Annotated in this window: 24 protein-coding genes; 13 read left to right on the forward strand and 11 right to left on the reverse strand. The window is 67.9% G+C overall.

Annotation, left to right across the window (positions count from 1 at the left end; translation table 11 throughout):
- The first annotated feature begins 51 nt into the window (after positions 1–51).
- On the forward strand, positions 52–990 hold the full coding sequence (locus ACQPYM_RS02995) for a type II secretion system F family protein (protein ID WP_433014370.1): 939 nt from the start codon (positions 52–54) through the stop codon (positions 988–990).
- 57 nt (positions 991–1047) lie between these two features.
- Positions 1048–1764 (forward strand): type II secretion system F family protein, encoded by a 717-nt coding sequence (locus ACQPYM_RS03000; protein ID WP_433014373.1) that lies wholly within the window; start codon positions 1048–1050, stop codon positions 1762–1764.
- Here the strand turns inward: ACQPYM_RS03000 and ACQPYM_RS03005 are convergent.
- On the reverse strand, positions 1756–2055 hold the full coding sequence (locus ACQPYM_RS03005; RefSeq protein WP_433014376.1) for a YciI family protein: 300 nt from the start codon (positions 2053–2055) through the stop codon (positions 1756–1758). The two genes, ACQPYM_RS03000 and ACQPYM_RS03005, sit on opposite strands and share 9 nt — an antisense overlap.
- Before the next feature lie 10 nt (positions 2056–2065).
- Complete coding sequence (locus ACQPYM_RS03010) at positions 2066–3133, reverse strand: DUF5937 family protein (RefSeq protein ID WP_433014379.1); 1068 nt, start codon at positions 3131–3133, stop codon at positions 2066–2068.
- 134 nt (positions 3134–3267) lie between these two features.
- Between ACQPYM_RS03010 and ACQPYM_RS03015 the strand changes: the two genes are divergently transcribed.
- The 5 genes from ACQPYM_RS03015 (at position 3268) to ACQPYM_RS03035 (ending at position 5681) form a co-directional block, all read left to right on the forward strand.
- Positions 3268–4107, forward strand: a complete 840-nt coding sequence (locus ACQPYM_RS03015) for an aldo/keto reductase (protein ID WP_433014382.1) — start codon at positions 3268–3270, stop codon at positions 4105–4107.
- Between the two features lie 102 nt (positions 4108–4209).
- Positions 4210–4419, forward strand: coding sequence for a DUF4244 domain-containing protein (locus ACQPYM_RS03020; protein ID WP_433014385.1), 210 nt, complete (start codon positions 4210–4212; stop codon positions 4417–4419).
- 66 nt (positions 4420–4485) lie between these two features.
- The gene (locus ACQPYM_RS03025; protein WP_433014388.1) at positions 4486–4857 is read left to right on the forward strand and encodes a TadE family type IV pilus minor pilin; all 372 of its coding nucleotides are present in this window, start codon (positions 4486–4488) and stop codon (positions 4855–4857) included.
- A complete protein-coding gene (locus ACQPYM_RS03030; RefSeq protein WP_433014391.1) occupies positions 4850–5218 on the forward strand; it encodes an Rv3654c family TadE-like protein in 369 nt (122 codons plus the stop codon). The genes ACQPYM_RS03025 and ACQPYM_RS03030 overlap by 8 nt, the downstream gene beginning before the upstream one ends.
- Before the next feature lie 4 nt (positions 5219–5222).
- Positions 5223–5681 carry a hypothetical protein gene (locus ACQPYM_RS03035; protein WP_433014394.1) on the forward strand — a complete coding sequence of 153 codons (459 nt, stop codon included), beginning with the start codon at positions 5223–5225 and terminating at the stop codon, positions 5679–5681.
- A 68-nt stretch (positions 5682–5749) separates the two neighbouring features.
- On the opposite strand, the gene ACQPYM_RS03040 is transcribed toward ACQPYM_RS03035, so the two are convergent.
- Entirely contained in the window at positions 5750–6370 is a 621-nt protein-coding gene (locus tag ACQPYM_RS03040) for a DNA-binding response regulator (protein WP_433014397.1), read from the reverse strand.
- Between the two features lie 260 nt (positions 6371–6630).
- Between ACQPYM_RS03040 and ACQPYM_RS03045 the strand changes: the two genes are divergently transcribed.
- Positions 6631–7041, forward strand: a complete 411-nt coding sequence (locus ACQPYM_RS03045) for a peptidase inhibitor family I36 protein (RefSeq protein WP_433014400.1) — start codon at positions 6631–6633, stop codon at positions 7039–7041.
- On the opposite strand, the gene ACQPYM_RS03050 is transcribed toward ACQPYM_RS03045, so the two are convergent.
- From ACQPYM_RS03050 to ACQPYM_RS03085, 8 genes are all read right to left on the reverse strand, one after another.
- Positions 7038–8288: a CehA/McbA family metallohydrolase gene (locus ACQPYM_RS03050; RefSeq protein WP_433014403.1), complete on the reverse strand. Its 1251-nt coding sequence runs from the start codon at positions 8286–8288 to the stop codon at positions 7038–7040. The genes ACQPYM_RS03045 and ACQPYM_RS03050 overlap by 4 nt on opposite strands.
- The gene (locus ACQPYM_RS03055) at positions 8288–9379 is read right to left on the reverse strand and encodes an ABC transporter ATP-binding protein (RefSeq protein ID WP_433014406.1); all 1092 of its coding nucleotides are present in this window, start codon (positions 9377–9379) and stop codon (positions 8288–8290) included. The genes ACQPYM_RS03050 and ACQPYM_RS03055 overlap by 1 nt, the downstream gene beginning before the upstream one ends.
- A complete protein-coding gene (locus ACQPYM_RS03060) occupies positions 9379–10200 on the reverse strand; it encodes a carbohydrate ABC transporter permease (RefSeq protein ID WP_433014409.1) in 822 nt (273 codons plus the stop codon). Before ACQPYM_RS03060 ends, ACQPYM_RS03055 begins: the two co-directional genes overlap by 1 nt.
- Positions 10197–11087, reverse strand: coding sequence for a carbohydrate ABC transporter permease (locus ACQPYM_RS03065; protein WP_433014412.1), 891 nt, complete (start codon positions 11085–11087; stop codon positions 10197–10199). The genes ACQPYM_RS03060 and ACQPYM_RS03065 overlap by 4 nt, the downstream gene beginning before the upstream one ends.
- Positions 11084–12508, reverse strand: coding sequence for an extracellular solute-binding protein (locus ACQPYM_RS03070; RefSeq protein WP_433014415.1), 1425 nt, complete (start codon positions 12506–12508; stop codon positions 11084–11086). The genes ACQPYM_RS03065 and ACQPYM_RS03070 overlap by 4 nt, the downstream gene beginning before the upstream one ends.
- 489 nt (positions 12509–12997) lie before the next feature.
- The gene (locus ACQPYM_RS03075; protein WP_433014418.1) at positions 12998–13759 is read right to left on the reverse strand and encodes a ricin-type beta-trefoil lectin domain protein; all 762 of its coding nucleotides are present in this window, start codon (positions 13757–13759) and stop codon (positions 12998–13000) included.
- A 367-nt stretch (positions 13760–14126) separates the two neighbouring features.
- Positions 14127–14558: a hypothetical protein gene (locus tag ACQPYM_RS03080; protein WP_433014421.1), complete on the reverse strand. Its 432-nt coding sequence runs from the start codon at positions 14556–14558 to the stop codon at positions 14127–14129.
- A gap of 39 nt (positions 14559–14597) precedes the next feature.
- Positions 14598–16904 (reverse strand): DEAD/DEAH box helicase, encoded by a 2307-nt coding sequence (locus tag ACQPYM_RS03085; protein WP_433014424.1) that lies wholly within the window; start codon positions 16902–16904, stop codon positions 14598–14600.
- Between the two features lie 46 nt (positions 16905–16950).
- Here ACQPYM_RS03085 and ACQPYM_RS03090 point away from each other — a divergent pair, with 46 nt between their 5' ends.
- From ACQPYM_RS03090 to ACQPYM_RS03110, 5 genes are all read left to right on the forward strand, one after another.
- Positions 16951–17310: an STAS domain-containing protein gene (locus ACQPYM_RS03090; RefSeq protein ID WP_433014427.1), complete on the forward strand. Its 360-nt coding sequence runs from the start codon at positions 16951–16953 to the stop codon at positions 17308–17310.
- 169 nt (positions 17311–17479) lie between these two features.
- Complete coding sequence (locus ACQPYM_RS03095; RefSeq protein WP_433014430.1) at positions 17480–19783, forward strand: sodium-translocating pyrophosphatase; 2304 nt, start codon at positions 17480–17482, stop codon at positions 19781–19783.
- A gap of 367 nt (positions 19784–20150) precedes the next feature.
- On the forward strand, positions 20151–21152 hold the full coding sequence (locus tag ACQPYM_RS03100; RefSeq protein WP_433014433.1) for an ABC transporter ATP-binding protein: 1002 nt from the start codon (positions 20151–20153) through the stop codon (positions 21150–21152).
- A gap of 1 nt (position 21153) precedes the next feature.
- A complete protein-coding gene (locus ACQPYM_RS03105) occupies positions 21154–21918 on the forward strand; it encodes an ABC transporter permease (protein WP_433014436.1) in 765 nt (254 codons plus the stop codon).
- Between the two features lie 102 nt (positions 21919–22020).
- Entirely contained in the window at positions 22021–22812 is a 792-nt protein-coding gene (locus ACQPYM_RS03110) for a DUF2785 domain-containing protein (RefSeq protein ID WP_433014439.1), read from the forward strand.
- Positions 22813–22816 lie beyond the last annotated feature (4 nt).

Genomic DNA, 22816 nt, shown 5'->3' on the forward strand with positions numbered 1-22816 from the left:
ATCCACCTGACGAGCCCCACCGACCACCCGCTGCTCCTTTGGAGTTTCTTGATGCAAGCACTGACCGCGCTCCTGGCCGCGATCGCTGTCGTCACCCTCGTGCCATCGCCGAACCGCGCCCTCCACCGCCTCGACACCCCGACCCCGAGACCGCGCGGCCGAGCACAACCCAGCCGCTACGAGCAGCCCGGCGCCTCGGGCCGGCCCGGCAACCCACAGCGGTTCAGCCGAGCGCCGCGGCGAAGGCTCGGTTCTGCCGGCGCAGGCGCAGGCGCTTTCGCCCGATCGACCGCGCGACGGCTCGGACTGATTGCCGCAGTAGTTGCCATAGGCATCTTGCTCGCTGCCTCGACCGACCCATCCGTGGTGGTAGTAGCCGTGACAGTCGGCGTCATCGCAACAGTCGTCGTCAAGCAACGCGCCCGTTCTGTCCAACGCCGAGCCGCCGCCGCAAAACGCGCCACCGTCATCGAAGCCTGCGAGGTACTAGCTGCAGAGCTCAGCGCCGGACGCCCACCAGCCGCCGCTCTGGCAGGCGCCGCCACCGTGTGCCCAGATCTCGAGGTCGTCTCCGCAGCAGCCAAACTGGGCGGTGACGTCCCCGCCCTCCTTGAGCTAGTCGCCGAATCCCCAGGAACCGAAGGTTTTCGTGCCCTCGCAGCAGCCTGGCGAGTCGCCGACGAGTCCGGCGCTGCCTTCGCCCTCATCACCGAGCGTCTGGCCGAGTCCCTCCGCGCCGACGAGACCATCCGCCGCCAGATCACGACGGGTGTCGCCGGCAGCCGCGCGACTGCCCGCTTGCTAGCGGTTCTGCCGGTCTTCGGCACAGCACTCGGCTACGCCATCGGTGCCGATCCGCTCGCCTTCCTCACCAACACCCCACCGGGCTGGCTATGCCTTGCGCTAGGCCTGACCCTCATCATCCTCGGCCTCCGCTGGACCGACGCCCAGACCAGACCGCCGTGGGAACCTACCCACTCGACAACCTGACCCCCCATGGACAACCCCGGCCCAATCCTTCCCGCGATCGCCATAGCAATAGCGGTCGTGCTTTTCCTTCCAAGCCCGCCGGGGCGTCGACGGCTGGCGGCGCAGCGTCCTGCTCTCGCCCGACGCTGGCCGTTCAGCCTGCTGACGCCAAAGGAGGTACCGCCAACCACGCGCCGCCTGCACCTGACGGTCGCCGCCACAGCCGCAGTCGGCCTGCTCCTCATGCTCGGCATCCCAGCCGGCGTGATCCCCGCCGCCGTAGTCCTCGTCGGAGCCCCACCCGCCCTCAGCCGATTGGAGCCCGCAGCCAACCGTCGGCGTACGGCGCGACTAGTCGCCGACCTCCCGTTGGCCGTGGACCTGCTAGCCGCCTGCCTCCGAGCCGGCCGCCCGCCGCAAGCGGCGATCGGAGTGGTCGGCAAGTCTCTCGACGGCCCACTCGCAGAGTTGCTGACCGAGGTCGAACGCCGGATGAACCTCGGCGCCGACCCGATCGACGCCTGGTCATGCCTCCTCAAGGAGCCCGCCTGCGCCGCCTTCGCCCGCGCGACCCAACGAGCCCTCCGGTCCGGCGCCCCACTCGCGAAGATCCTCGAACATCAAGCCGACGACACCCGGCAAGCCCGCCGCTGGACCGCCGAGGAGCAGGCCCGTGCGGTCGAGTCCCGCTCGGTCGTACCGCTGGGCCTGTGCTTCCTTCCAGCGTTCGTCTTGCTCGGCATCATCCCGACCATCGCCAGTTCACTGTCCGGCCTGCTGAGCTTCCTAGACTGAAGGCTGATCCCGGAACTGCTCCAGCGCCGGCGCGACGTTCGTCGCGAGGAACTGCGTCACCCGGTACTCGCACACCCCCGCGACCGAGAACGGATCGCTCGCCACCAGTTCCTCCATCGCGGCCCGGTCGTCGCCGGCAGCAATGATCAGGCCGCCGTCCCGAGGATCCTTACGCCCCGACATCAGGAACACCCCGGCCTCGTACTGCGGCTTCAGCCAGGCCACATGGTCGGCGATGAGTTCCTCGATGCGCTCGAGCGGGGCGGTGTAGGTCAGTTCCAGAACAAACATGGCGACCAGGCTAGCCCGGCGTACCGACCTCGGCCGCGGCGAGCAGCGCCTCCGCCGCCGCCGTGCGCGCATACAGGACAACCCGGCCGAGCCGATGAGGAGTGACGAGTCCTCCGGCCCGGAGTGCACTCAAGTGCTGCGAGACGCCGCCGGCTGTCATCCCGATGTGCGCAGCCAGCTCTGTCGTGGATCGCGGCGTGTCCAGGCGCGTCAACAACTCGGCCCGCGACCGCCCCAGTACTGCGGTGACGCCGGCTGAGGTGGTCCGTACCGGATCGCTCCACAGCGTCGCCACTCCACGAGCCGGGTAGGTCAGTGTCGGCTGCCAGGGCGGAATCGTGCTCGAGTACACCGTCGGCCAGACGAAAGCGGACGGGCTCATCAGCAACCCCTCGCCGGCCAGTTGCCGCACGCCTGTGAACCGCCGGTGCCTGATGTGCAAGGACCCGTCACGCCACTTCACCGTCGCCGCGAGATCGTCGAAGAGTCCGCCATGTCCCGCTTGGCCGAGCTGCCGTCCGCGATACAACAGATCACCTTCGAGCAGTGCGCGGATCCGCCCCCAGTGCGGCGCCATCGCCAGTTCCCAGTACGCCTGCAGTTGCCCGACCAGCCGCTCGACGCCGGCCGGCGGATCGGAGTACAGGTCGGCGATCGCGCAGGTTGGCATGTCGCTCGCGGTGGTGCGTCGCCTGCGGCGGGGGAGGGATGCGGCCTCGAGCGAGCCGATGGGGTTCTTCTGTGCGTAGGCAAGTACGTCGAGATCCGCGCGAATCTGGTCGGCGGGAACCCGGCGCAGAGCGCTCAGATCTGTGGTCAGGTCGGGCACCGGCGTTTGCGGGGGCGGAGTCAGGAAGTCGGCGAGGTACCAGACCCGTGGGTCGACCAAGTCGAAGAGCAGATCGAGCTCGACGCCCGAACGGTTGATCCGCTCCGTGGTTGTCCGGGCCCAGGTGCGGTGAAAGGTCTGTGACCGTGGCGTCTTGAGCAGCCGGATGCTCGCGACCACCTCCCACAGCGGCGAGACCGCGAGCCGGGTGCGCGCGAGGTCTTCCACGGTGAAGCTGATCGTCAGCACATCCGTCACCCGCAGCCGCAATTGTCGATTTAGTGATAGCTAAATCATTGTAGGAGCTCTCCGGCCGGCGGCGAGCATGCGCAGTACACGAGCCGCCGTCGCGCTGCACGGCGCCGACCAGAAGGAGTACTCCGATGAACCTCTCCACGACGCTGAAGCTCGGTGAGCTGGAGGTGCGCAGGCTCGGGTTCGGGGCGATGCGGCTGACCGGATTCCGGCCGGTAGCGGACCGCGCGGACGCGATCCGGGTGGCCCGGCTGGCCGTCGAGCTGGGGGTGAACTTCATCGACACCGCCGACGCGTACGGCATCGGCGCCAACGAGGAGCTCCTGGCCGAGGCGCTGCACCCGTACGCCGATGACGTGGTGATCGCGACGAAGATCGGCCATACCCGCCCGTCGCCGAGCGAATGGAAACCGGTCGGGCGGCCGGAGTACCTGCGGCAGGCGGCGGAACTGTCACTGCGGAGGCTGAAGGTCGAGCGGCTCGACCTGCTGCAGTTGCACCGGATCGACCCACAGGTGCCGTTCCAGGACCAGCTCGGCGCGCTGGCCCAGTTGCAGGCCGAAGGCAAGGTCCGGCATCTCGGCTTGTCGGAGGTAACGATTGAGCAGTTGGAAGAGGCGCGCCAGGTGATCGAGGTGGTCAGTGTGCAGAACCGCTACAACCTGACCGACCGCGAACACGACGCTGTCCTAGATCATTGCTCAGAGCAAGGAATTGCGTTCGTGCCTTGGCTGCCGGTTGCGTTGGGCGCGCATGCCACCTCCTCGAGGGTGCTGTCCGACATCGCGGCCGAGCTTGATGCCACGCCGATGCAGGTTTCGCTGGCGTGGCTGCTGCATCGATCGCCGGTGATGGTGCCGATTCCGGGGACGAAGTCGGCGGACCACCTGCGGGAGAACGTGGAAGCAGCCCAGCTCCGACTGTCCGATGACCAGCTGAAGCGCCTGGCGGAGGCCGATCGGACCTAGTTGTCCCCAGGCTGAGAACTCCTTTTCTGCAAGGGCTCTGACGACGGCACCTTGTCAGTAAGCCGATCCGGAGCAGCCGGGTCGCAGAGCAGGAGGTTCGACATGTCCCTGGCGCTGGTACCCGCTCGCCGATCCCGCAAGCGCACCGACCGTGGCGCCGCCACCGCGGAGTACGCCGTCACGATCGTCGCGGCCTGCGGCCTCAGTGGCATCCTCATCGCGCTGTTCAAGTCGCCGGCGATGATGACGTTGCTCAAGGCAATCATCAACTACGCCCTGAAGGCCGCCGGCGTCGACGGCGTACAGATCTGACCCCCAAGCCCTCCGGCCGCGGCGTCACCCCTCCCCGCCGCGGCCGGCCGACCCGGAGGCACGTCCATGCCAACCCAGCGCCGTCACAACCACCGCGGTTCCGCGACCGCCGAGGTGGCCTTCGTTATCCCCGTCCTGCTGGCTGTCCTGGCCGCGGGCCTCTGGCTCGTCGGCACCGTCATCACCAACATCCGCTGCATCGACGCGGCCCGAGACACCGCCCGAGCCGTCGCGCGCGGCGAACCCACCGAGGCCGCCCGCCAACTCGGCGAACGAACCGCACCATCGGGCGCCACCATCACCATCACCCAGACCGACTCCACGATCCACGTCCAGGTGATCGCCACCTCAGCCACCCCACCCGGCGTACTCCGCGCCCTACCCAACCCAACCGCCCAAGCCACCGCCACCGTCCAAACGGAGCCGACCCATGGCTGAGTCCACCCCTCGAAGCGAGTCAGGCACTGCAAGCATCCTCGCGATCGGACTGGCAACGGTCCTGCTCGGCGGCTGTCTGGTGGGCGTCTTCTGGGCAGCCGTGTCCGTCGGGCGCCACCGGGCAGCATCCGCCGCGGATCTCGCAGCCCTCAGTGCAGCCCAAGCACTACAGACGGGAGCCAATGATGCCTGCCTGACAGCCAGCCGAATCGCAGCTGCCCAGCAAGCGGAAGTCCACGCCTGCCACCAAGCCGGGGAATCAGTCGCGATCGTCGTGGCGGTGAAGTTGCGGCTAGGTGTCCTCGGCACGCCGATCGTGACAGCAGAAGCACGAGCCGGACCGGCCGAAGGAGCAAACTGATCCGGTGACCGACAACTCCGTGCCCCTCCTGGTCGTCGACGCGGCAAACGTGGTCGGCTCACGCCCCGACGGCTGGTGGCGCGACCGCGCCGGCGCGGCCCGACGCCTCCTCACCAGCCTCCAAGCCCTCCCCGCCCGCCTCGACGAACCCACCGAGATAGCCGTCATCCTGGAAGGAGCAGCAAAGGCGGCAGTAGACCGGGACAGCGCGACGGGCACGGGCACGGACTCGGGCACGGGCTCCGACTCGGGGTCGGGCTCGGACTACCCCGAGCTCCGAATCGTTCTGGCCTCCGGCTCGGGCGATGACGCGATCGTCGATCTGGTCGCGACAGCCGCCGCGGCGGACAACAACCGCCAGATCACCGTCGTCACCGCCGACCGAGGCCTCCGAGATCGAGTGGAAGCGCTCGGCGCTCAGACCACTGGCCCCGGTTGGCTCCGAGGCCAATTGCCTTCCTGACCCACGGGGCCCAGCTGGCTCCGAGCCCAACTACCCTCCTGAGCCGCACCCGCAACGCGACACGGCAGCTAGTCGAGCAGCCAGCCGTTCTGTTCGGCGATGGTGATGGCGTCGGCTCGGGTGCGGGCGCCGGTTTTGCCGATGGCGGACCAGAGGCGGGTGCGGACGACTCGTTCGGAGACTTGGAGGTTGCGGGCCATCAGGGCGATCGAACCGCCTTCGCGGGCGGCGCGGAGGGTGTCGGTCTCGCCGTCGTTGAGCGGAGTCTCGGCGTACTGGAGGGTTTCCGCGGCGAGGCTGGCGTCGACCACGCGGAGGCCGAGGTGGACGCGGCGTACGGCGTCGGCCAGTTGCGGTGCCGGGCTGCCTTTGAGGGCGAAGCCTTTGGCGCCGGCTTCCAGGCCGCGGCGGAGATGACCGGGGCGGCCGAACGTGGTGAGCATGACGACGCGGCACTCCGGCATCGAGGTACGGAGCTCGGTGGTGACGCTGAGGCTGTTGGAGCCGGGACCGGCGGTGTCGAGCAGGGCGACGTTGGCGCGGTGGTGCTTCGCGGCGCCGACCACGTCGTCGGTGCGGTTGAGCTCGGCAACGACCTGGAGATCCTGCTCGCGTTCCAGGCCGCTTCTGAGCACGCCTCGGCTGAGGATCTGGTCGTCGACCAGTAACAGCCGGATGCGGTCGGGCAAACGAGCCTCCGGGGGTCCGTCCGGGCGCCGGGGAAGTGCGTCCGGGAGGAGATGGGCAGGACTTCGGATTCCAGATCATGGAGGGCAGAAACTGACGCCGTCCACATCAACGCGGTATCTCTACCAGATTGCGACCAGATCGCGACCGCCCGGCCTCCCGGCCCCGGCGAGCCCGCATCCGGATTCGTCCGGGATTGCCCACCGAAGCCGCGGCATCACTCAGAGTCGAAGCCGTCAGCACATCTTCGAAAGGATCGACGATGAACATTCGACGGGTTCTCACCTCAGCAGCACTAGCCACCGGCCTCGGCGCAGCCGTCCTGGTCGCGGCACCAGCCACCCAGGCAAACGCCGCCTGGTCCGACTGCGCGGCGGGGAAGTTCTGCCTCTTCCCCTATGAAGACGGTGTAGGTACTCCCTACACCGACGGGGTTGCACCGATCTGGCACGTGAACCTGCATTCCATCGGGTTCGGAGACTGGGCCGAGTCCGTCTGGAACCGGACTGGCGCCTACGTCTGCGTCTACCAGCACCACAACTACAACAGGGGGCAGAGTGGTTGGTCACACAAGGTCGAGCCGGGCGGGGCCTGGTCCTACTCGGCCGCGATCATCAGCTCTTACAGCATCGTCAACGCCGGCTCGAGCTGCGCCAGCCCCCTAGCGCCTTAGTTGGTGAGGGACAGGAAGCGGTTGGTGTGGGTGATCAGGGCTGTGCCGGTGGTGGTGAGGGCCGGGATGGCTTCGTAGGCGGTGCGGATGGGGTGGCGGGTGCCGTCCGGGGTTAGTAGGAGGGTGTTGGGGGCGTCGATCACTACTAGTTCGTTGTCGTTGTGGAGTACTACGGGCCCGGTGTAGCCAGCGGAGATAGCTGTGCGGCCGGCGGCTAGGGCGTCCAGGACGGCGGGGACTAGTTCGTCCGGCCCTTCGGCGGCGGCGTCGATGGCCAGCCAGGTTGTGGGGGTGCCGGGCAGGGTCAGGGACGACGGGTTGTGGAAGTCGCTGCCGCCGATGGGCGTGGTGTTCCCCAGGCCCCACGCCTGCCACCAGGCGATGGGGCCGCCCCAGGTGTGGTCGAGCCACGACGAGTGCCAGACCTCCGCGAGTGGCGGGTGCTCCGGTAGCGGGTATCGCCAGGAGCAGTCGCCGCCCAGCGGGTGGTTGATCGACAACAGCCCGCCACGGCCGGCTACCTCCGAGACCCAGTACGACGCCGGCCGGCGGAAGTCGATCGCCCCGATCCCCCCGAAAGCGTTCGCATGGCCGGTATCCGTAGTCACCTCTTGCCCAGGGATGAGCCCGATACCGAACTGTCGCCCCACCTCAGAAAGCTCCGACTGATGCGCCACGGTGTTGTGGTCGGTGATCGCCATGACGTCCAGCCCGGCCGAGACAGCGAGCGCGGCGAGGTTGGCGACCGGTGTCGAGCCGTCCGAGTGCAGCGAGTGCGCGTGGAAGTCACCCGCCACCCACCGAAGCCCCTCACCAGCAGGCAACTCACGACGCGGCGGCCGAGCCGGTACGCCGACAGCAGCCGTCAACGCGGCGTACTCGTCCAGTCCCGGGATCACCGAGACCGGCCCGGTGACCGCCTCGACCTCCAACTCCACGCCTTCGACCGGGACGCGATGCAACCCGATCACCACGAACCAGGTGCCCTCCTCCAGCTCACCGGCCAAATAGCCAGGCGTAGCAGCGGAAGGAGTGATCGCGAAGGTCCGACGAGCGCCACCCGACCAGCCGCGCCAGCCGCCGGCGCCCTCACACCCAAGATCGATCACCGCCCCCTCCACCGCAGGCACGGTGAGACTCACCAGCAGCCCGGGACAGCCAGGCGGGATGTCGACCGGCAACGAATGCCAGACCGACTCCGCCCGGTCGTCCAGCGTCCAGCGCTGCCGGTACGTCGTACTCGCCATCAGCCGACGACAGCCGGCTGGCGGGCCAGCAGTTCGCCCGACTCCTTGTCATAAAGCAGCACTCGCTGAGCGGAAGCAGTCAGTACTACGGCTGTGCCCGGCGCCGGCTCGTCTTCCTCGGGCACCGTCACGCCGATCAGCGTTCCGGCGCAGTCGACGCTGATGAGCGACATCGTGCCCAGGTTCTCCGCGACAACCACCGAGCCGCGCAACGACGGCCCGGATACGTCGCCGGTCGACAGCGTCAGGTACTCCGGCCGGATCCCGACCGTCACGTCCGCACCGGCCGGCACCGACGAGGTTGCGGCAGGCAATGACCCGCCGGCGAGCGAAACCGTGCCCTCGGACGACACGGCCCCGGGCAGCAGGTTCATCGGGGTGGAGCCGATGAAGTTCGCCACGAAGGTGTTCGTGGGCCGCGCGAACACCTCCCGCGGCGACCCGAGCTGGCGCAGCTGACCGTTCTGCATCACCGCGATCCGGTCCGCCAGAGCCAACGCCTCCGCCTGGTCGTGCGTGACGAAGACAGTCGTGATCCCCAGATCCCGCTGCAGCTTCTTCAGGAACGTCCGGGCCTCCAGCCGCAACCGAGCGTCCAGGTTGGACAGCGGCTCGTCGAGCAGCAGCACCTTGCCCTCAGAAGCGATCGCCCGGGCCAGCGCGACCCGCTGCTGCTGCCCGCCGGACAGCTGCCCCGGCCGGCGCTCCAGCAACCCCTGCAGCGACAGCTCCGCGCCAGTCCGCTCCGCCACCTCAGCACGAGTCGACGGAGCGACTCGGCGTACCTTCAATGGGTAGGTGATGTTCTCCGAGACGGTCATGTGCGGGAAGAGCGCGTAGTCCTGGAAGACCATCGCCACCCCGCGCTTGCCGGGCTCGAGCCGGGTCACGTCGACCGAGTCGATCCGGACCGTCCCCTCGCTCGCGGCCTCCAGTCCGGCGATCGTCCGCAGCAGCGTCGTCTTCCCGCACCCGGACGGGCCGAGCAGGGCGAAGAACTCGCCGTCGGCCACGGTCAGGTCCAGCCCGTCGACGGCGCGGACGCCGTTCGGGTAGACGGTCGCCAGGCCTTCGATGTCGATGCCCGCCATCAGCTCTTGATCCCTCCATGGAAGCGGAACCCGTACCTCGAGTTCACCAGCAGATACAGCACGACGACCGGAATCGAGAACAGCAGCGAGAAGACCGGGATCACCGACAGGTTGGCGCTGCCGCCCTCGTCGGTGAAGGTCTGCAACAACACGGCACCCGGCTGCAGGTCGGTGGACCGGATCAGCAGGAACGGCACCAGGAAGTTGCCCCACGAGTTCACGAACGCCCAGACCAGGATGGTCGCCAGCCCCGGCCGGGCGACGGGCAGCACCACGTCGCGCAGGATCTGCAGCGTCGAGGCGCCGAACACCCGGGCCGACTCCTCGTACGACTTCGGTACCGCGTCGACGAAGTCCTTCAGGATGAAGATTGCGGCCGGCAACAACCCGCCGGTCATCACCAGCGCGACGCCGAAGCGCGAGTCGATCAGCCCGAGCTGGAACATCATCACGAAGATCGGCACCATCGCCGCGGTCCCGGTGACCACCGACGACAGCAGCAGAAGCCCGTACAGCAAGGCGTCCCGGCCAGGAACCCGGACCCGCGACAACGCATAACTGGCCAGCGCGGCAAAAGCTGTCACGGCTACAGCCGTGGTGACACAGATCAGCAGCGAGTTGACCATCGAGTGCATCGCGTACGGATGCGCCAGCGTCTTGCGGAAGTTCTCCAGCGTCCAGTCCGGCCAGCCAACCCCCAGACCAGGAGAAGCGTCGAAAGGCGCCGACGCGATCCACAGCATCGGTACCGCGAAGAACAACGTGATCGCGCAGATCAGCGTGTAGAAGCCGATCCGCCGTACGACGAAGCCCGGGGTCATGAGCGCCTCCGCAGCAACCGAAGATACAAGAGCGCGACGAGCAGGTTCGCGATCAGCAGCAGGAACGAGATCGCCGACGAGTAGCCGAGCTCACCGCCTTGCAGCGCGACGTTGTAGATGTAGACCGGCACGGTCTCCGACTCGTGGTTCGGCCCGCCCTTGGTCAGCAGGAACGGCGAGAAGTCGTTCGCGGTCCACAGCGAGATCAGCAACGTGTTGGTCAGCACGTGCCCGCGGATGTGCGGGAACACGACGTCGCGCAGCGTCTGCCAGCCCGACGCACCGACCATCCGCGCGGACTCCAGTTGCGACGGCGGAACCGCCTGCAGCGCGGAGGAGTAGAGCATCATCGAGAACGCCGTACCGCGCCAGGTATTGAACAGGACCAGGCAGACCATCGGATAGTCGATCAGCCAGGCCGTGCCCTGTGTCCCGAGGATGCTGTTGAGTGTCCCGGTGTCCCGGTCGAAGAACGCGATCCACAGGTACGCGACCACCGTCGACGGCAGGATCCAGGCCAGCAGGACCAGCGCCTCGACGGTACGCCGGACCGCCGGCCGGGCGCGGCGCATCGTCCAGGCGAGCGCGAAGCCGAGGATGTTCTGCCCGATGATCGCCGAGCCGAGGACGAACAGCAGCGTCAGCCAGAGCGCGTTGTGGAACAACGCGTCGTTGAGGGCCTTGGTGTAGTTCGACAATCCGACGATCGACGGCGACACCGCCTGCACACCGGTCAGCCGGTAGTTGGTGATGCCGATGTAGATCGTCCAGAGCGCCGGGAAGACCAGGAACGCCCCGATCAGCAGCAGCGCCGGCGCCAGGAAGCCGACGGCCCGGCCGACGCCGAGCCCGGCGACGTCCTGGGCCGGACCACGAACCCTCCTCAATTGCTGGTGACCTTGTCCTTGCTACCCGCCGCGGCCACCACGGCCGTCTGGTAGCCCTTCGCCGCGGCCTCGGTGGGCTTGCCACCGATCACATCAGCGGTCGCCTGCTGCAGCGCGGCCGAGACCTGCGGGTACTCCGCCAGACCGGGCCGGTACTGCGTGATCGGCAGCACCTTGGTCGCGACGAAGTTCAGCATCGGGTCGCCGGACAGCACCTCGGCGTTGACGTCCGTGCGCTGGGTGATCTTGGCGGCGCCGTTCAGCCCGGCCTTGACCATCTCGGCCGAGTTCATGAACTGCAGCAGTTCCCAGGCCTGCTGCGGGAACTTCGTGTTCGGGTTGATCGCGACCGCGCCACCACCGGACATCGAGACGAAGTCCTGGCCCTTGACGCCGGCCCCGGGCTTGCTGGCCGGGATCAGCGCGTAGCCGACCGCGGTGTCGCGGTCCGCCATCTTGGCGACGCCGGACTTCGGCTCCACCACACTGCGCCAGAAGTAGTCGCCCTCGAGCAGGATGCCGATCTTGTTGGCGGCGAACTCGGCGAACGACTTGTCCCGGCCCTTCGCCTCGCGCTGCAGGATCGGGTCGCCCAGGCCGCTGCCGTAGATCGACTTGTAGAAGTCGAGCACCTGCCGCAGCTGCGGGGTGTCCCCGAGCCACTTGCCGTCGGTGTGGATGGTCGCGCCGGTGCCCACCAGCAGCGGCAGCACGCCCTGCATCGTGGTCGCCTCGCCCATCGCCGTACCGGCGTTGATCTGGATCGGCTTGACGCCCGGCAGCTTCTTCAGCGCCTGGCCGGCCTGGATGATCTCGTCCCACGACTTGGGCTGCCAGTCGGCCGGCAGTCCGGCCTGGGCGAACAGTTTCTTGTTGAAGTACAGCACCCGGCCGTCGGTGCCACCCGGTACGCCGTACCGCTTGCCGTCGAACATGCCGAGCTGCTGGACCGCGTCGGGGATCTGCTTCCAGCCGTCCCAGTCGTCCACCTTGGCGGCGTCGCCGACGGTGTCGGTGAGCGGCTTGAGGTAGCCGGCCTGGGCGAACTCGCCGACCCAGATGCCGTCCACGTTGATCAGGTCCGGGCCGGTCTTGTTCGACAGGCCGAGCGCGAGTTTCTGCTTGTAGACCTCGTCCTCGGAGCCGTCACCCTGGAACTTCACGGTGACGTCGACGCCCTTGGCCTTCTGCGCCTCGACGAACTTGGGGATCAGGACGGTCTCGGTGAACTCCGCGCCGGCGGTGTTCTTGCCGCCCTTGACCGCGTTGGCACCGATCACCAACTCGACCTTCTTCGCGTCGGCGTTGCGGTTCGTGTCCTGCTCGCCGCCGGAGTCCGACGAGCCGAGGCAGCCGGTGAGCAGGACGGTGGCGGCCGAGCCGAGGACGGCCAGCCGGAACAAGGGCGGAATACGTCGCATCAGGGGGCTCCTTGCGGGTCAGTTCAGCCAGTGCCGGTTCACCTTGGCACTCACGGCCAACTTTGTGAAGACTTTTTCACGGCGGTGAGGAAAACGTTGTCATTTTCCTACGGCGGCTCGTTGCCCTCGGCTACTTCCCGGACGCGCTGGGTGGACGTCAAACTGGGGACAGGCGGAGGGCATTGCGGAATAGTTAAAGCTCACTCGCGGTTACATCACAAAAAGTAGCTGACTAGATACAGATTGTGAGAGCGCGAGGTAGCGTCGGTGCCGATCAGACCTACTGGATCGGAGGTGACGGACATGCTGCTCGGATTGCTCCACGACCTTCTCGGCTACTGCCACTACCACTGCCACTGCTGGTGGTGACCGACTGATCGGGGGCATCTCCGCTGACGCGCAAGCAGCGGATCGCCCACAACGAGGAAGGGGCCGGTCCCGACGATGTCGGGACCGGCCCTCCTCTGTTTGGCTGAGGATCCACCGGCGTCAGCGCTGTGCCAGCTGCATCATCTGCTTCGGCAGGGTCGTCATCTGGGCCGGTACCGGGGTCTTCGCCCGGACCAGGTCGAACAGACTCGTCGCGGCGTTCGCGATCGGCAGCGGCAGGGCCAGGCCCAGCGATGCCAGTAGTGCGTTCACGAGTGCCAGTACCGCGCCGAGGATGTCCAGGCCCGGCAGCGGCAGTGCGCTCCAGCCCTGGTACTTGCCACCGCTGGCCGGCTGGTTACCGGTCGGCTGAGCCTGCTTCGCCTTGCCCTTGCCGAGCAGCGAGCTGAGTGCCATTCCGTTCGCTGCGTTGACGAAGGAGCCGGACGACTCGTCGTAGTTCCACTTCTGTCCGTCGCCGTCCCGGCACGGCAGCACCAGTACCGGTGCGTCCTTCGGGGTGGCGACCAGATCCGCGCCGGTGTCCAGGCAGGCACCGGTCCGGGCAAGGGCGCCACCGACGCTCCTGCTCATCGCGACCTGCAGCTGGCCCTTCTCGGTGCGCACCCATTCCTGGGTCTTGCCCTCCTTGCCGGGAGCGCAGGCCATCATCACCGCCATCGGGACCTTGTTCGAGGTGACGAAGGTGAGGCAGTACCGGGTGTCGGCCCGGTTCGCGATCTGCTTCACCACGCCGACCTCGACGCCCGGTGGGTCGGCCGGTGCCGGAGCCGCCGCCTGGGCGGGGATCGCGGTGGCCAGGGCGACGCTGACGGCGAGGACTGCCACGCCGGTGCGACTCAAAATGCTACGGATGATCAAGACAACCTCCAGAGGTCGTGCCATCTCGCGGCGTCAGGTCGTCGGGACCCCGAGGCGAGAGTGGCCGAGCCTTTCCGGACTACCGCGAATGCTCCTTGCGCGGAGCGAGCTTGCGGGTCGGTCCCCCGATGAGGAGGCGGTGTGGCCCGGAACGGCCGACGGTGACTCAACGCGACGTTGACGCCACGACCAGTAATACACAGCTGGGTCCGCGGTGGTTATCGAGATCCGGAGGAACTTGATGCCAATGGCAACTAACTGCCACGGCAAAACCGTTGCGCAGGGCATCGATATGCGGCTGCGAGATGGCTGTGCCGTGGCCGAGTGGCGGCTGTGCTCAGATCGACATATTACAACGGTTTCCGTGTCAGTGCGGCTGCTTCGGATCGGTGCCATCGGCAACGATGTGCTGGTCGCGCGCCAGTCGTTCGCCCTCCGAGACGTCGACGGTGCGGGTGTCCGGGTCATCAGCGGCAGGGGTGCTGTCCGGATCCGCGGCGTGCCGGCCGACCGGCGTACCGGTGGGCTCTTCCGGCTGGTTGTCGACCTCCGCGACCTTCTCGCGGAGCTGACGGACTTCCTTGTGCCGGCGGTAGCCGCGGCCCAGTCCCTTCTTCGTCAGCCACAGGCCGAGGGTGACGGCGATACCGGCGGCGACGCCGAGGAAGAACAGGGTGGGGACGGCCAGGCCGAAGTCGACGCCGAACACCGACATGGTGGTCGAGTCGCCGGACGAGACGGTGACGCCCAGGCCGAAGAGGACGGCAAGGACGATCAGGACGATTCCGAGGGCTAGCATGATCGCTGCCTTTCTTCCAGCAGCCTGGTGCTGGAGGTTTCAGGCCTCACTGCGAAGAAGTGCGGTAAGCAGCGCTACTGCGCCACCTTTGTCGAGCGGGTTGTTCCCGTTCCCACATTTCGGTGACTGTACGCACGACGGACACCCGTCCACGCACTCACAGTGTGCTATCGCCTCACGTGTCGCGGTCAACCATTCGCGCGCCGCGGCGTACCCGTGTTCGGCGAAGCCCGCCCCGCCCGGGTGACCGTCGTACACGAAGACGGTGAGCCGGCCGGTGTCGGCGTGCTTGGCGGTGGAGACGCCGCCGATGTCCCACCGGTCGCAGGTGGCGAACAGCGGCAGCAGCCCGATCGCCGCATGCTCGGCCGCATGAGCTGCTCCCGGTACTTCGCTCAGCCCCAGCTCGGCGACCATCGAGTCCGGCATGGTCCACCAGACGGCCTTGGTCCGCAGCGTGCGCTCCGGCAGGTCCAGCGGCTGCTCGTCGAGCACGTCACCGGTGACCAGTTGCTTGCGCTGGAACGAGATCACCTGGTTGGTCACCTGCACCCAGCCCCGGGACAGCTCGGCCGCACCCCAGTGCTGGGTGTCCTCGGTGGCCAGGATGCTGATCTCGGTGACGTCGCGAGCGAAGGTGGTGTAGTCCGGCGAGGCAGGCTCGACGATCGCCGCGTGGTTCTCCAGGTCCAGTGTGCGGACCAGGTACGACTCCCCGGCGTGGACGTAGACGGCACCGGCGTGCACGCTGGCATGTGCCGAGCCGCCGTCGACAGTGCCGAGCAGCCGACCGGTCTGGTCCTCGACGATCTGCACTGTCTTGCCACCGGCCGAGCGGATGTCGATAGCGTCGACAGCCCTGTCACGCCGCGTCCAGAACCAGCCGTGCGGCCGCTCGCGCAGCAGCCCTTGCTTGACCAGCTGCTTGATGACGCTCTCGGTCGTCGCCCCGAAGATGTCGTAGTCGTCAGGAGTGAGCGGCAGCTCTTGAGCGGCGGCGCACAGCTGTGGACCGAGCACGTACGGGTTCTCGGGATTGAACACTGTTGCCTCGACCGGCCGGCCGAAGATCGCTGCTGGGTGCCGGACCAGATAGGTGTCGAGCGGATCGTCGCGAGCCACCAGCAGAGCCAGTGCGTCGCCACCGGACCGCCCGGCCCGTCCAGCCTGCTGCCAGAGCGAGGCACGCGTCCCCGGCCAGCCGGACAGCAGTACTGCGTCCAGCCCGGCGATGTCGATGCCCAGCTCCAGTGCGTTGGTCGCAGCCACACCTGTCAGCTCCCCGCTCTGCAGCATGCTCTCGAGTCGCCGTCGCTCCTCCGGCAAGTAGCCGGCCCGGTACGCCGACACCTGCTCGCTCAACGCCGGGTCGATCTCCGCGAGGTTCTCCCGGGCCGTCATCGCCACCGACTCGGCTCCTCGGCGTGACCGGACGAACGCCACGGTTCTGACTCCCGACACCACCAGGTCGGTCAGCAGGTCGGCGACCTCAGCCGGGGCGGACCGGCGTACCGGGGCTCCGTTCTCGCCGCGGAGGGAGGTCAGCGGGGGCTCCCAGAGGCCGAAGGAGATGCCGCCCCGCGGTGAGCCGTCCTGCACCACCTCCACCATCGGCAGGCCGGTCAGCCGCTCACCCGAGACAGCAGGCTCCGCAACGGTCGCCGAAGCGCAGACAAAGATCGGATGGGCCCCGTACTGCGCGCAGACGCGCCGCAGCCGGCGCAGTACTCCGGCGACGTGTGCACCGAACACGCCTCGGTAGTGATGGCACTCGTCCACCACGACGTACTGCAGGGAGCCCAGGAACCTGGCCCACCGCTGGTGGTTCGGCAGGACGGACCGGTGCAGCATGTCCGGATTGCTCAAGACATAGGTGGCGTGGTCGCGAGCCCAGTCCCGCTCGGTCCGCTCCGAGTCGCCGTCGAGCGTCGTCGCGCGCAACCCCGGCACCGTGTACTGCGAGATCGCCCGCAGTTGGTCATGCGCCAGCGCCTTGGTCGGAGACAAGTACAGAACAGACGCCGTCCGCCGATGCGGTGACGCCGCGTGCGCGATGCTCAACGTGGCGAAGGCGGGCAGGAGGAAGCCGAGCGACTTGCCGGACGCAGTACCGGTCGCGACCACCACATGCTTGCCGCTGTACGCCGCTTCGGCGGTCTCGACCTGATGGCTCCAGGGTGCCGTGATGCCGCAGTCGGCCAGCTGGCTGAGCACCTCGGGCGGGGTCCAGCGCGGCCAAACGCCCGTTCGACCCGGCCGGGGCGGTACGGATTCCACATGGGTCAGCCGTTCGGCGCGGCCGGGCGCGGCCGCGAGCCGCTTGAGTACGTCGGCCGCCTCACTCATACTCCGACCCTAACTGGACGGGCGCGCACGGTCCGTACATGGTTGAATGCAACAGTTCACGGGATCGGAGGCCGAAGTGGATCTGTCGCTGACGACGCGCACGGAGGGTGGGCGCACCGTCGTCGAGGTGGGTGGGGAGATCGACGTCTACACCGCGCCGAAGCTCCGCGAAACCATTGTCACGCTGGTGGACGAGGGGCACTACGACCTTGTCGTCGACCTGGAGCGGGTGGAGTTCCTGGACTCCACCGGTCTCGGCGTGCTGGTCGGCGGACTGAAACGGGTGCGGACCCACGACGGTTCCCTGTCGCTGGTCTGTACCCAGGAACGGCTGCTGAAGATCTTCCGGATCACCGGCCTGACCAAGGTCTTCGAAATCCACCCGGACGTCGCCTCGGCCATCTGAGGCTGCCGACAGCGGGTATGACGTAGACCACCCTGTCGTCAGGTCTGGTCGGCTACCCGTTAGAGTGACCCACCGCGTCAGGCCTTTGGCGCTGTGTCGTAATTCTCAACCCTTCGGTCACGGCAGTACGGGGGCCGTCAGCCCTGAGGGTTGCCTACAAGGAGGACGGATGTCCGGGCTGCTTGCTGTACAAGCGGTGGATCTTTCGTCGAGCAACACCACGCTGGTCATCGTCGTCGGAGTGATCGCGATCTTCGCGGTCGCCATCGCGATGGTGTTCCGCGGTCAGGTGCTTGCCGCGAACGATGGCACCGAGAACATGAAGACGATCGCCTTGGCGGTGCAGGAAGGGGCTTCGGCCTATCTGTCCCGCCAGTTCAAGACGCTGTCGGTCTTCGCCGTGGTGGCGTTCCTGCTGCTGTTCCTGTTGCCCGTGCACGGTGACGGCAACGAGACCACGCTGAAGATCTTCCGGTCGGTCTTCTTCCTGATCGGCGCGGGCTTCTCCGCCGCCATCGGTTACCTGGGCATGTGGCTCGCGACCCGGGCCAACGTCCGGGTCGCCGCCGCCGCGCGCTCCGAGGGACGTGAGCCCGCGATGCGGGTGGCGTTCCGCACCGGTGGCACGGTCGGCATGGCCACCGTCGGTCTCGGCCTGCTGGGTGCGGCCGTCGTGGTGCTGTTCTTCGAGGGCGACGCGCCCACGGTGCTGGAGGGCTTCGGCTTCGGTGCCGCCATGCTGGCCATGTTCATGCGGGTCGGCGGCGGTATCTTCACCAAGGCCGCCGACGTCGGCGCGGACCTGGTCGGCAAGGTCGAGCAGAACATCCCCGAGGACGACCCCCGCAACGCGGCGACCATCGCCGACAACGTGGGCGACAACGTCGGTGACTGCGCCGGTATGGCCGCGGACCTGTTCGAGTCCTACGCCGTCATGCTGGTCGCCTCGCTGATCCTGGGCAAGGCGGCCTTCGGTGAGCAGGGCCTGATCTTCCCGCTGATCGTGCCGGCCATCGGCGTCATCACCGCGGTGATCGGTGTCTACCTGACCAAGCCGCGGGCCGGCGAGAACGGCCTGCGCACGATCAACCGGGCGTTCTACATCTCGGCGCTGATCTCGGCCGTGCTCTGTACGGTCGCGGCCTTCGTCTACCTGCCGGACAGCTTCGGCGGCCTGACCGGTGCCACCGAGGCGATCGCCGCCAACGACGGCGACCCGCGCATCATCGCCACCGTCTCGGTGATCATCGGCATCGTGCTGGCTGCGGTCATCCTGGCGCTGACCGGCTACTACACCGGTACCGAGGACAAGCCGGTCAAGGACGTCGGCAAGACGTCGCTGACCGGTGCGGCCACGGTGATCCTGTCGGGTATCTCGGTCGGCTTCGAGTCGGCCGTCTACACCGCCCTGGTGATCGCCGCCGCCGTGTACGGCGCGTTCCTGGTCGGCGGTGGCGGTGTGGTCGCGCTGTTCGCGATCGCGCTGGCCGGTTGTGGTCTGCTCACCACCGTCGGTGTCATCGTCGCGATGGACACCTTCGGCCCGGTCTCGGACAACGCGCAGGGCATCGCCGAGATGTCCGGTGACGTGGACGGCGAAGCCGCCCAGATCCTGACCGAGCTGGACGCCGTCGGCAACACCACCAAGGCGATCACCAAGGGCATCGCGATCGCCACCGCGGTGCTCGCGGCGACCGCGCTGTTCGGGTCCTACACCGACTCGATCTACTCGGTCCTGAACGAGGCCGGTGACGCCGCGTTCAACATGGACGCGCTGGTCTTCGACCCGTCCACGCTGGTCGGCCTGATCATCGGTGCGGCCGTGGTGTTCATGTTCTCCGGTCTCGCGATCAACGCCGTCGGCCGCGCCGCCGGTGCGGTCGTCTACGAGGTTCGTCGCCAGTTCCGCGACATCCCCGGGATCATGGAGGGCACCGGCAAGCCGGAGTACGGCAAGGTCGTCGACATCTGCACCCGCGACTCGCTGCGTGAGCTGGCCACCCCCGGTCTGCTCGCGATCCTGGCCCCGATCGCGGTCGGCTTCGGCCTGGGCGCCTCGGCGCTGGCCGGCTACCTGGCCGGCGCGATCGCCAGCGGCACCCTGATGGCCGTCTTCCTGGCCAACTCCGGTGGCGCCTGGGACAACGCGAAGAAGCTGGTCGAGGACGGCAACCACGGCGGCAAGGGTTCGCCGGCGCACGAGGCCACCATCATCGGTGACACCGTGGGCGACCCGTTCAAGGACACCGCCGGCCCGGCCATCAACCCGCTGATCAAGGTGATGAACCTGGTCTCGGTGCTGATCGCTCCGGCCGTCGTCGGAATGTCCGCGATCGGCGAGGACACCAACACCCCGCTGCGGATCATCATCGCCCTGGTGGCGGTCGCCATCATCGCGGTGGCAGTGGTGATCTCGAAGCGCCGGGAGTCCGTCATCTCGGACACCCCGGCCGAGGTCAACGCAGCGGCCTGACCGACTGACGCAGTACGCCGAGAGGCCCGCCGGACCCGTTCCGGCGGGCTTCTCGTTTTCTGGCATCGACCTTCACCTGGAAGGGACTTTCATTCGGCGCGGATGGAATTGCCTTGGCAAAAAAGACATTCGGCCATCGGTTGTCTACTTTGGTCGGATGCGGGCGGGGCCGCGGTACGGGATCGTCGGGGGCGGGTCAGGGGGTTAACCGATGGCATCCCCGGGCGGGAGGACGGCAGAATCCCCCTGAGGGTGGACACACCGGATCCGCCCCGGGTCCGATGTGATGACCGGGTCCGACCTCGATACTGAATCGAGACCGCCCGCCCATGAACTCATTGGCGCGCCACCGAACGAGGAGTACGGGATGATCGAGGCAAAAGGCCTCACCAAGCGATACGGCGCAACCGTTGCCGTTGACAACCTTTCATTCGAGGTGAAGCCCGGTAAGGTGACCGGCTTCCTCGGCCCGAACGGGGCCGGCAAGTCGACCACCATGCGAATGATCCTGGGCCTGGACACCCCGACCTCCGGCGATGTCCGGATCGACGGCCAGCGGTACCGCGACCTGCACCAGCCGCTGACCAAGGTCGGCGCGTTGCTGGATGCCAAGTGGGTGCACCCGAACCGGTCGGCCCGGGCCCACCTGGCCTGGATGGCTGCCTCCAACAAGCTGCCGAAGTCCAGTGTGGACAAGGCGCTGGAGATGGTCGGCCTGACCTCGGTCGCGAACAAGCGGGCCGGGGCCTTCTCCCTCGGCATGTCCCAGCGGCTCGGCATCGCCGGCGCCCTGCTCGGCGACCCGGAGGTGCTGCTCTTCGACGAGCCGGTGAACGGCCTCGACCCCGAGGGCATCGTCTGGATCCGGACCTTCATGCACCGGCTGGCCGGCGAGGGCCGGACCGTGCTGGTGTCCAGCCACCTGCTGTCCGAGATGGCGCTGACCGCCGAGGAACTGATCGTGATCGGCCGCGGCAAGCTGATCGCGCAGAGCTCCACGCGGGACTTCGTCGACCGCGCCAGCGGGACCACCGTCAAGGTGCGCAGCCCGCAGCTCGACCAGCTGCAGAGCGTGCTGCAGCAGCAGAACCTGGTCACCCGGATCGAGGACGTCCAGGACGACGGCAAGGTGCTGTTCGTCGAGGGCGACCTGACCACCGACGCGATCGGCGAGACCGCCGCCGCGCAGGGCATCGTGCTGCACGAGCTGACCCTGCAGCGCGGTTCGCTGGAGGCCGCCTTCATGCAGATGACCGGCGACTCGGTCGAGTACCACGCCCACGACGAGATCGCCGCGGTCACCGACCCGAACGCGGTTCCGCCGGTCTCCGGCGTCGAGGTGGCCGTCGGGCCGAAGGAGGACAACTGACATGTCGTTGATCACCGTCGAGCGGATCAAGCTCTTCTCCACCCGGTCGCCATGGTGGTGCATGATCATCGCCGCCGTCTTGTCGATCGGCCTGGCCTCGCTCGCCACCGGTCTGGCGTCCGGGCCCGACGAAGCCCAGATCACGCCCGCGATGTCGCAGTTCGGCGTCAACCTCGGGCAGATGGTCATCATGGTGATGGCCGCGCTGGCCGTCACCACCGAGTACCGGTTCGGCACCATCCGGACCAGCTTCCAGGCCGTCCCGCAGCGTGCGGTCCTGCTGCTGAACAAGACCGTCGTGGTCGCCGGACTGGCCGCCCTGGTCGGCCTGGTGGCCTCCTGGGGTTCCTGGGCGATGGGTTACCTGCTGGCCGGCAGCGCCGACATGGCGATCAACACGTCGGCCGAATGGCGGCTGATCTTCGGTCAGGGCCTGGTCTACGGGATCGCCGCGATCTTCGCGATCGCGGTCGGCATCCTGATCCGGCAGAGCGCCGGCGCGATCGCCATCCTGATCCTCTGGCCGCTGCTGGTGGAGAGCCTGCTGCCGCTGATTCCGAAGGTCGGCGACGACCTGCAGAAGTGGTCGCCGTTCACCAACGCGAACCAGTTCATCAACGGCGGTCAGGACATGGGCCTGGCCGGCGCCGAGGCGGCGGGCGCCTCGACCTCGTTGTCGCCGTGGTGGGCGCTGGCGTACTTCGCGGCCTGGGGCATCGGCCTGCTGGTGATCGCACTGGTCACCGCGAGCAAGCGCGACGCCTGACACCTGAGCCCGGCCGGGCTGAGGGGTCCTGGCCGCTGACGGCCCATGGAACATCTGGTAACAGATGTCCCATGGGCCGTTTCCTTTGTTAGCCTGCGCTGCATGACCGATTGGGCGCAGGTGCGCGCTGACGGATTCGCCGTACCGGCTGATCGGCCACTCGACGAACTGGTCGACGAGCTCTCGCTGATGCTCCGGTCGCCGGATCCGCAGGTCCGCGACGGGCAGGCCTACTCGACGCTGGCCACCTGGATCGGTAACGGCGCGCTCTCGGCGGAGCAGTTGCGCGCGCTCGGGGACGAGATGGTGACCCGGTTCGCCGATCCGGAGATCCAGGCGCGGACGTTCGCGCCGCTGATCCTCGACTCGATCGTCTCCCAGGGCGTGTTCGAACCGTCCTGGGTGCCGCCGTTCGAGCGCTGGTACGTCGCTGAGGACGATCTGCGCGGCTTCGACCCCAAGCTGGGCTGGCTTCATGCCGTCGCCCACGGGAGCGACCTCCTGGCGGCACTGGCACGCGTAAAGGCGGTGGAGCCCGTGCAGATGCTCCGGCTGGGCATCGGGCGGCTCCTCACACCGACGGAGTACGTCCTACGAGACTTCGAGGACGACCGGTTGGGGTTCGCTCTCGCGGTCGCGCTGACCCGGCCGGACCTCGCCGAGGAGGACGCGATCGGTTGGCTCGACCCGGCCGTACGGGCGGTCGCCACGGTCTCGACCACGGGCATCCGGCCGGAGGTCTCCAACACCCTGCGCACGTTGCGCGTGGTCTACCTGTTGGTCGACCACGGTGTCCGCCTCGGCGACGAGGGGATCACCCAGGTGCCGCATCGCGATCAGGTGAAGGCCAAGCTGGTCGAGCTGTTCCGCACCGCGACGCCGTACTACTTCTGATCCG

This window comes from Kribbella sp. CA-294648 (assembly GCF_050943845.1).
GTDB lineage: Bacteria > Actinomycetota > Actinomycetes > Propionibacteriales > Kribbellaceae > Kribbella.

Coding starts and splice junctions, on each gene's coding strand:
- ACQPYM_RS02995 (WP_433014370.1), top strand. CDS start 52: ATGCAAGCACTGACCGCGCTCCTGGCCGCGATCGCTGTCGTCACCCTC.
- ACQPYM_RS03005 (WP_433014376.1), bottom strand. CDS start 2,055: ATGTTTGTTCTGGAACTGACCTACACCGCCCCGCTCGAGCGCATCGAG.
- ACQPYM_RS03015 (WP_433014382.1), top strand. CDS start 3,268: ATGAACCTCTCCACGACGCTGAAGCTCGGTGAGCTGGAGGTGCGCAGG.
- ACQPYM_RS03020 (WP_433014385.1), top strand. CDS start 4,210: ATGTCCCTGGCGCTGGTACCCGCTCGCCGATCCCGCAAGCGCACCGAC.
- ACQPYM_RS03025 (WP_433014388.1), top strand. CDS start 4,486: ATGCCAACCCAGCGCCGTCACAACCACCGCGGTTCCGCGACCGCCGAG.
- ACQPYM_RS03030 (WP_433014391.1), top strand. CDS start 4,850: ATGGCTGAGTCCACCCCTCGAAGCGAGTCAGGCACTGCAAGCATCCTC.
- ACQPYM_RS03045 (WP_433014400.1), top strand. CDS start 6,631: ATGAACATTCGACGGGTTCTCACCTCAGCAGCACTAGCCACCGGCCTC.
- ACQPYM_RS03050 (WP_433014403.1), bottom strand. CDS start 8,288: ATGGCGAGTACGACGTACCGGCAGCGCTGGACGCTGGACGACCGGGCG.
- ACQPYM_RS03055 (WP_433014406.1), bottom strand. CDS start 9,379: ATGGCGGGCATCGACATCGAAGGCCTGGCGACCGTCTACCCGAACGGC.
- ACQPYM_RS03060 (WP_433014409.1), bottom strand. CDS start 10,200: ATGACCCCGGGCTTCGTCGTACGGCGGATCGGCTTCTACACGCTGATC.
- ACQPYM_RS03070 (WP_433014415.1), bottom strand. CDS start 12,508: ATGCGACGTATTCCGCCCTTGTTCCGGCTGGCCGTCCTCGGCTCGGCC.
- ACQPYM_RS03080 (WP_433014421.1), bottom strand. CDS start 14,558: ATGCTAGCCCTCGGAATCGTCCTGATCGTCCTTGCCGTCCTCTTCGGC.
- ACQPYM_RS03085 (WP_433014424.1), bottom strand. CDS start 16,904: ATGAGTGAGGCGGCCGACGTACTCAAGCGGCTCGCGGCCGCGCCCGGC.
- ACQPYM_RS03090 (WP_433014427.1), top strand. CDS start 16,951: ATGCAACAGTTCACGGGATCGGAGGCCGAAGTGGATCTGTCGCTGACG.
- ACQPYM_RS03095 (WP_433014430.1), top strand. CDS start 17,480: ATGTCCGGGCTGCTTGCTGTACAAGCGGTGGATCTTTCGTCGAGCAAC.
- ACQPYM_RS03100 (WP_433014433.1), top strand. CDS start 20,151: ATGATCGAGGCAAAAGGCCTCACCAAGCGATACGGCGCAACCGTTGCC.
- ACQPYM_RS03105 (WP_433014436.1), top strand. CDS start 21,154: ATGTCGTTGATCACCGTCGAGCGGATCAAGCTCTTCTCCACCCGGTCG.
- ACQPYM_RS03110 (WP_433014439.1), top strand. CDS start 22,021: ATGACCGATTGGGCGCAGGTGCGCGCTGACGGATTCGCCGTACCGGCT.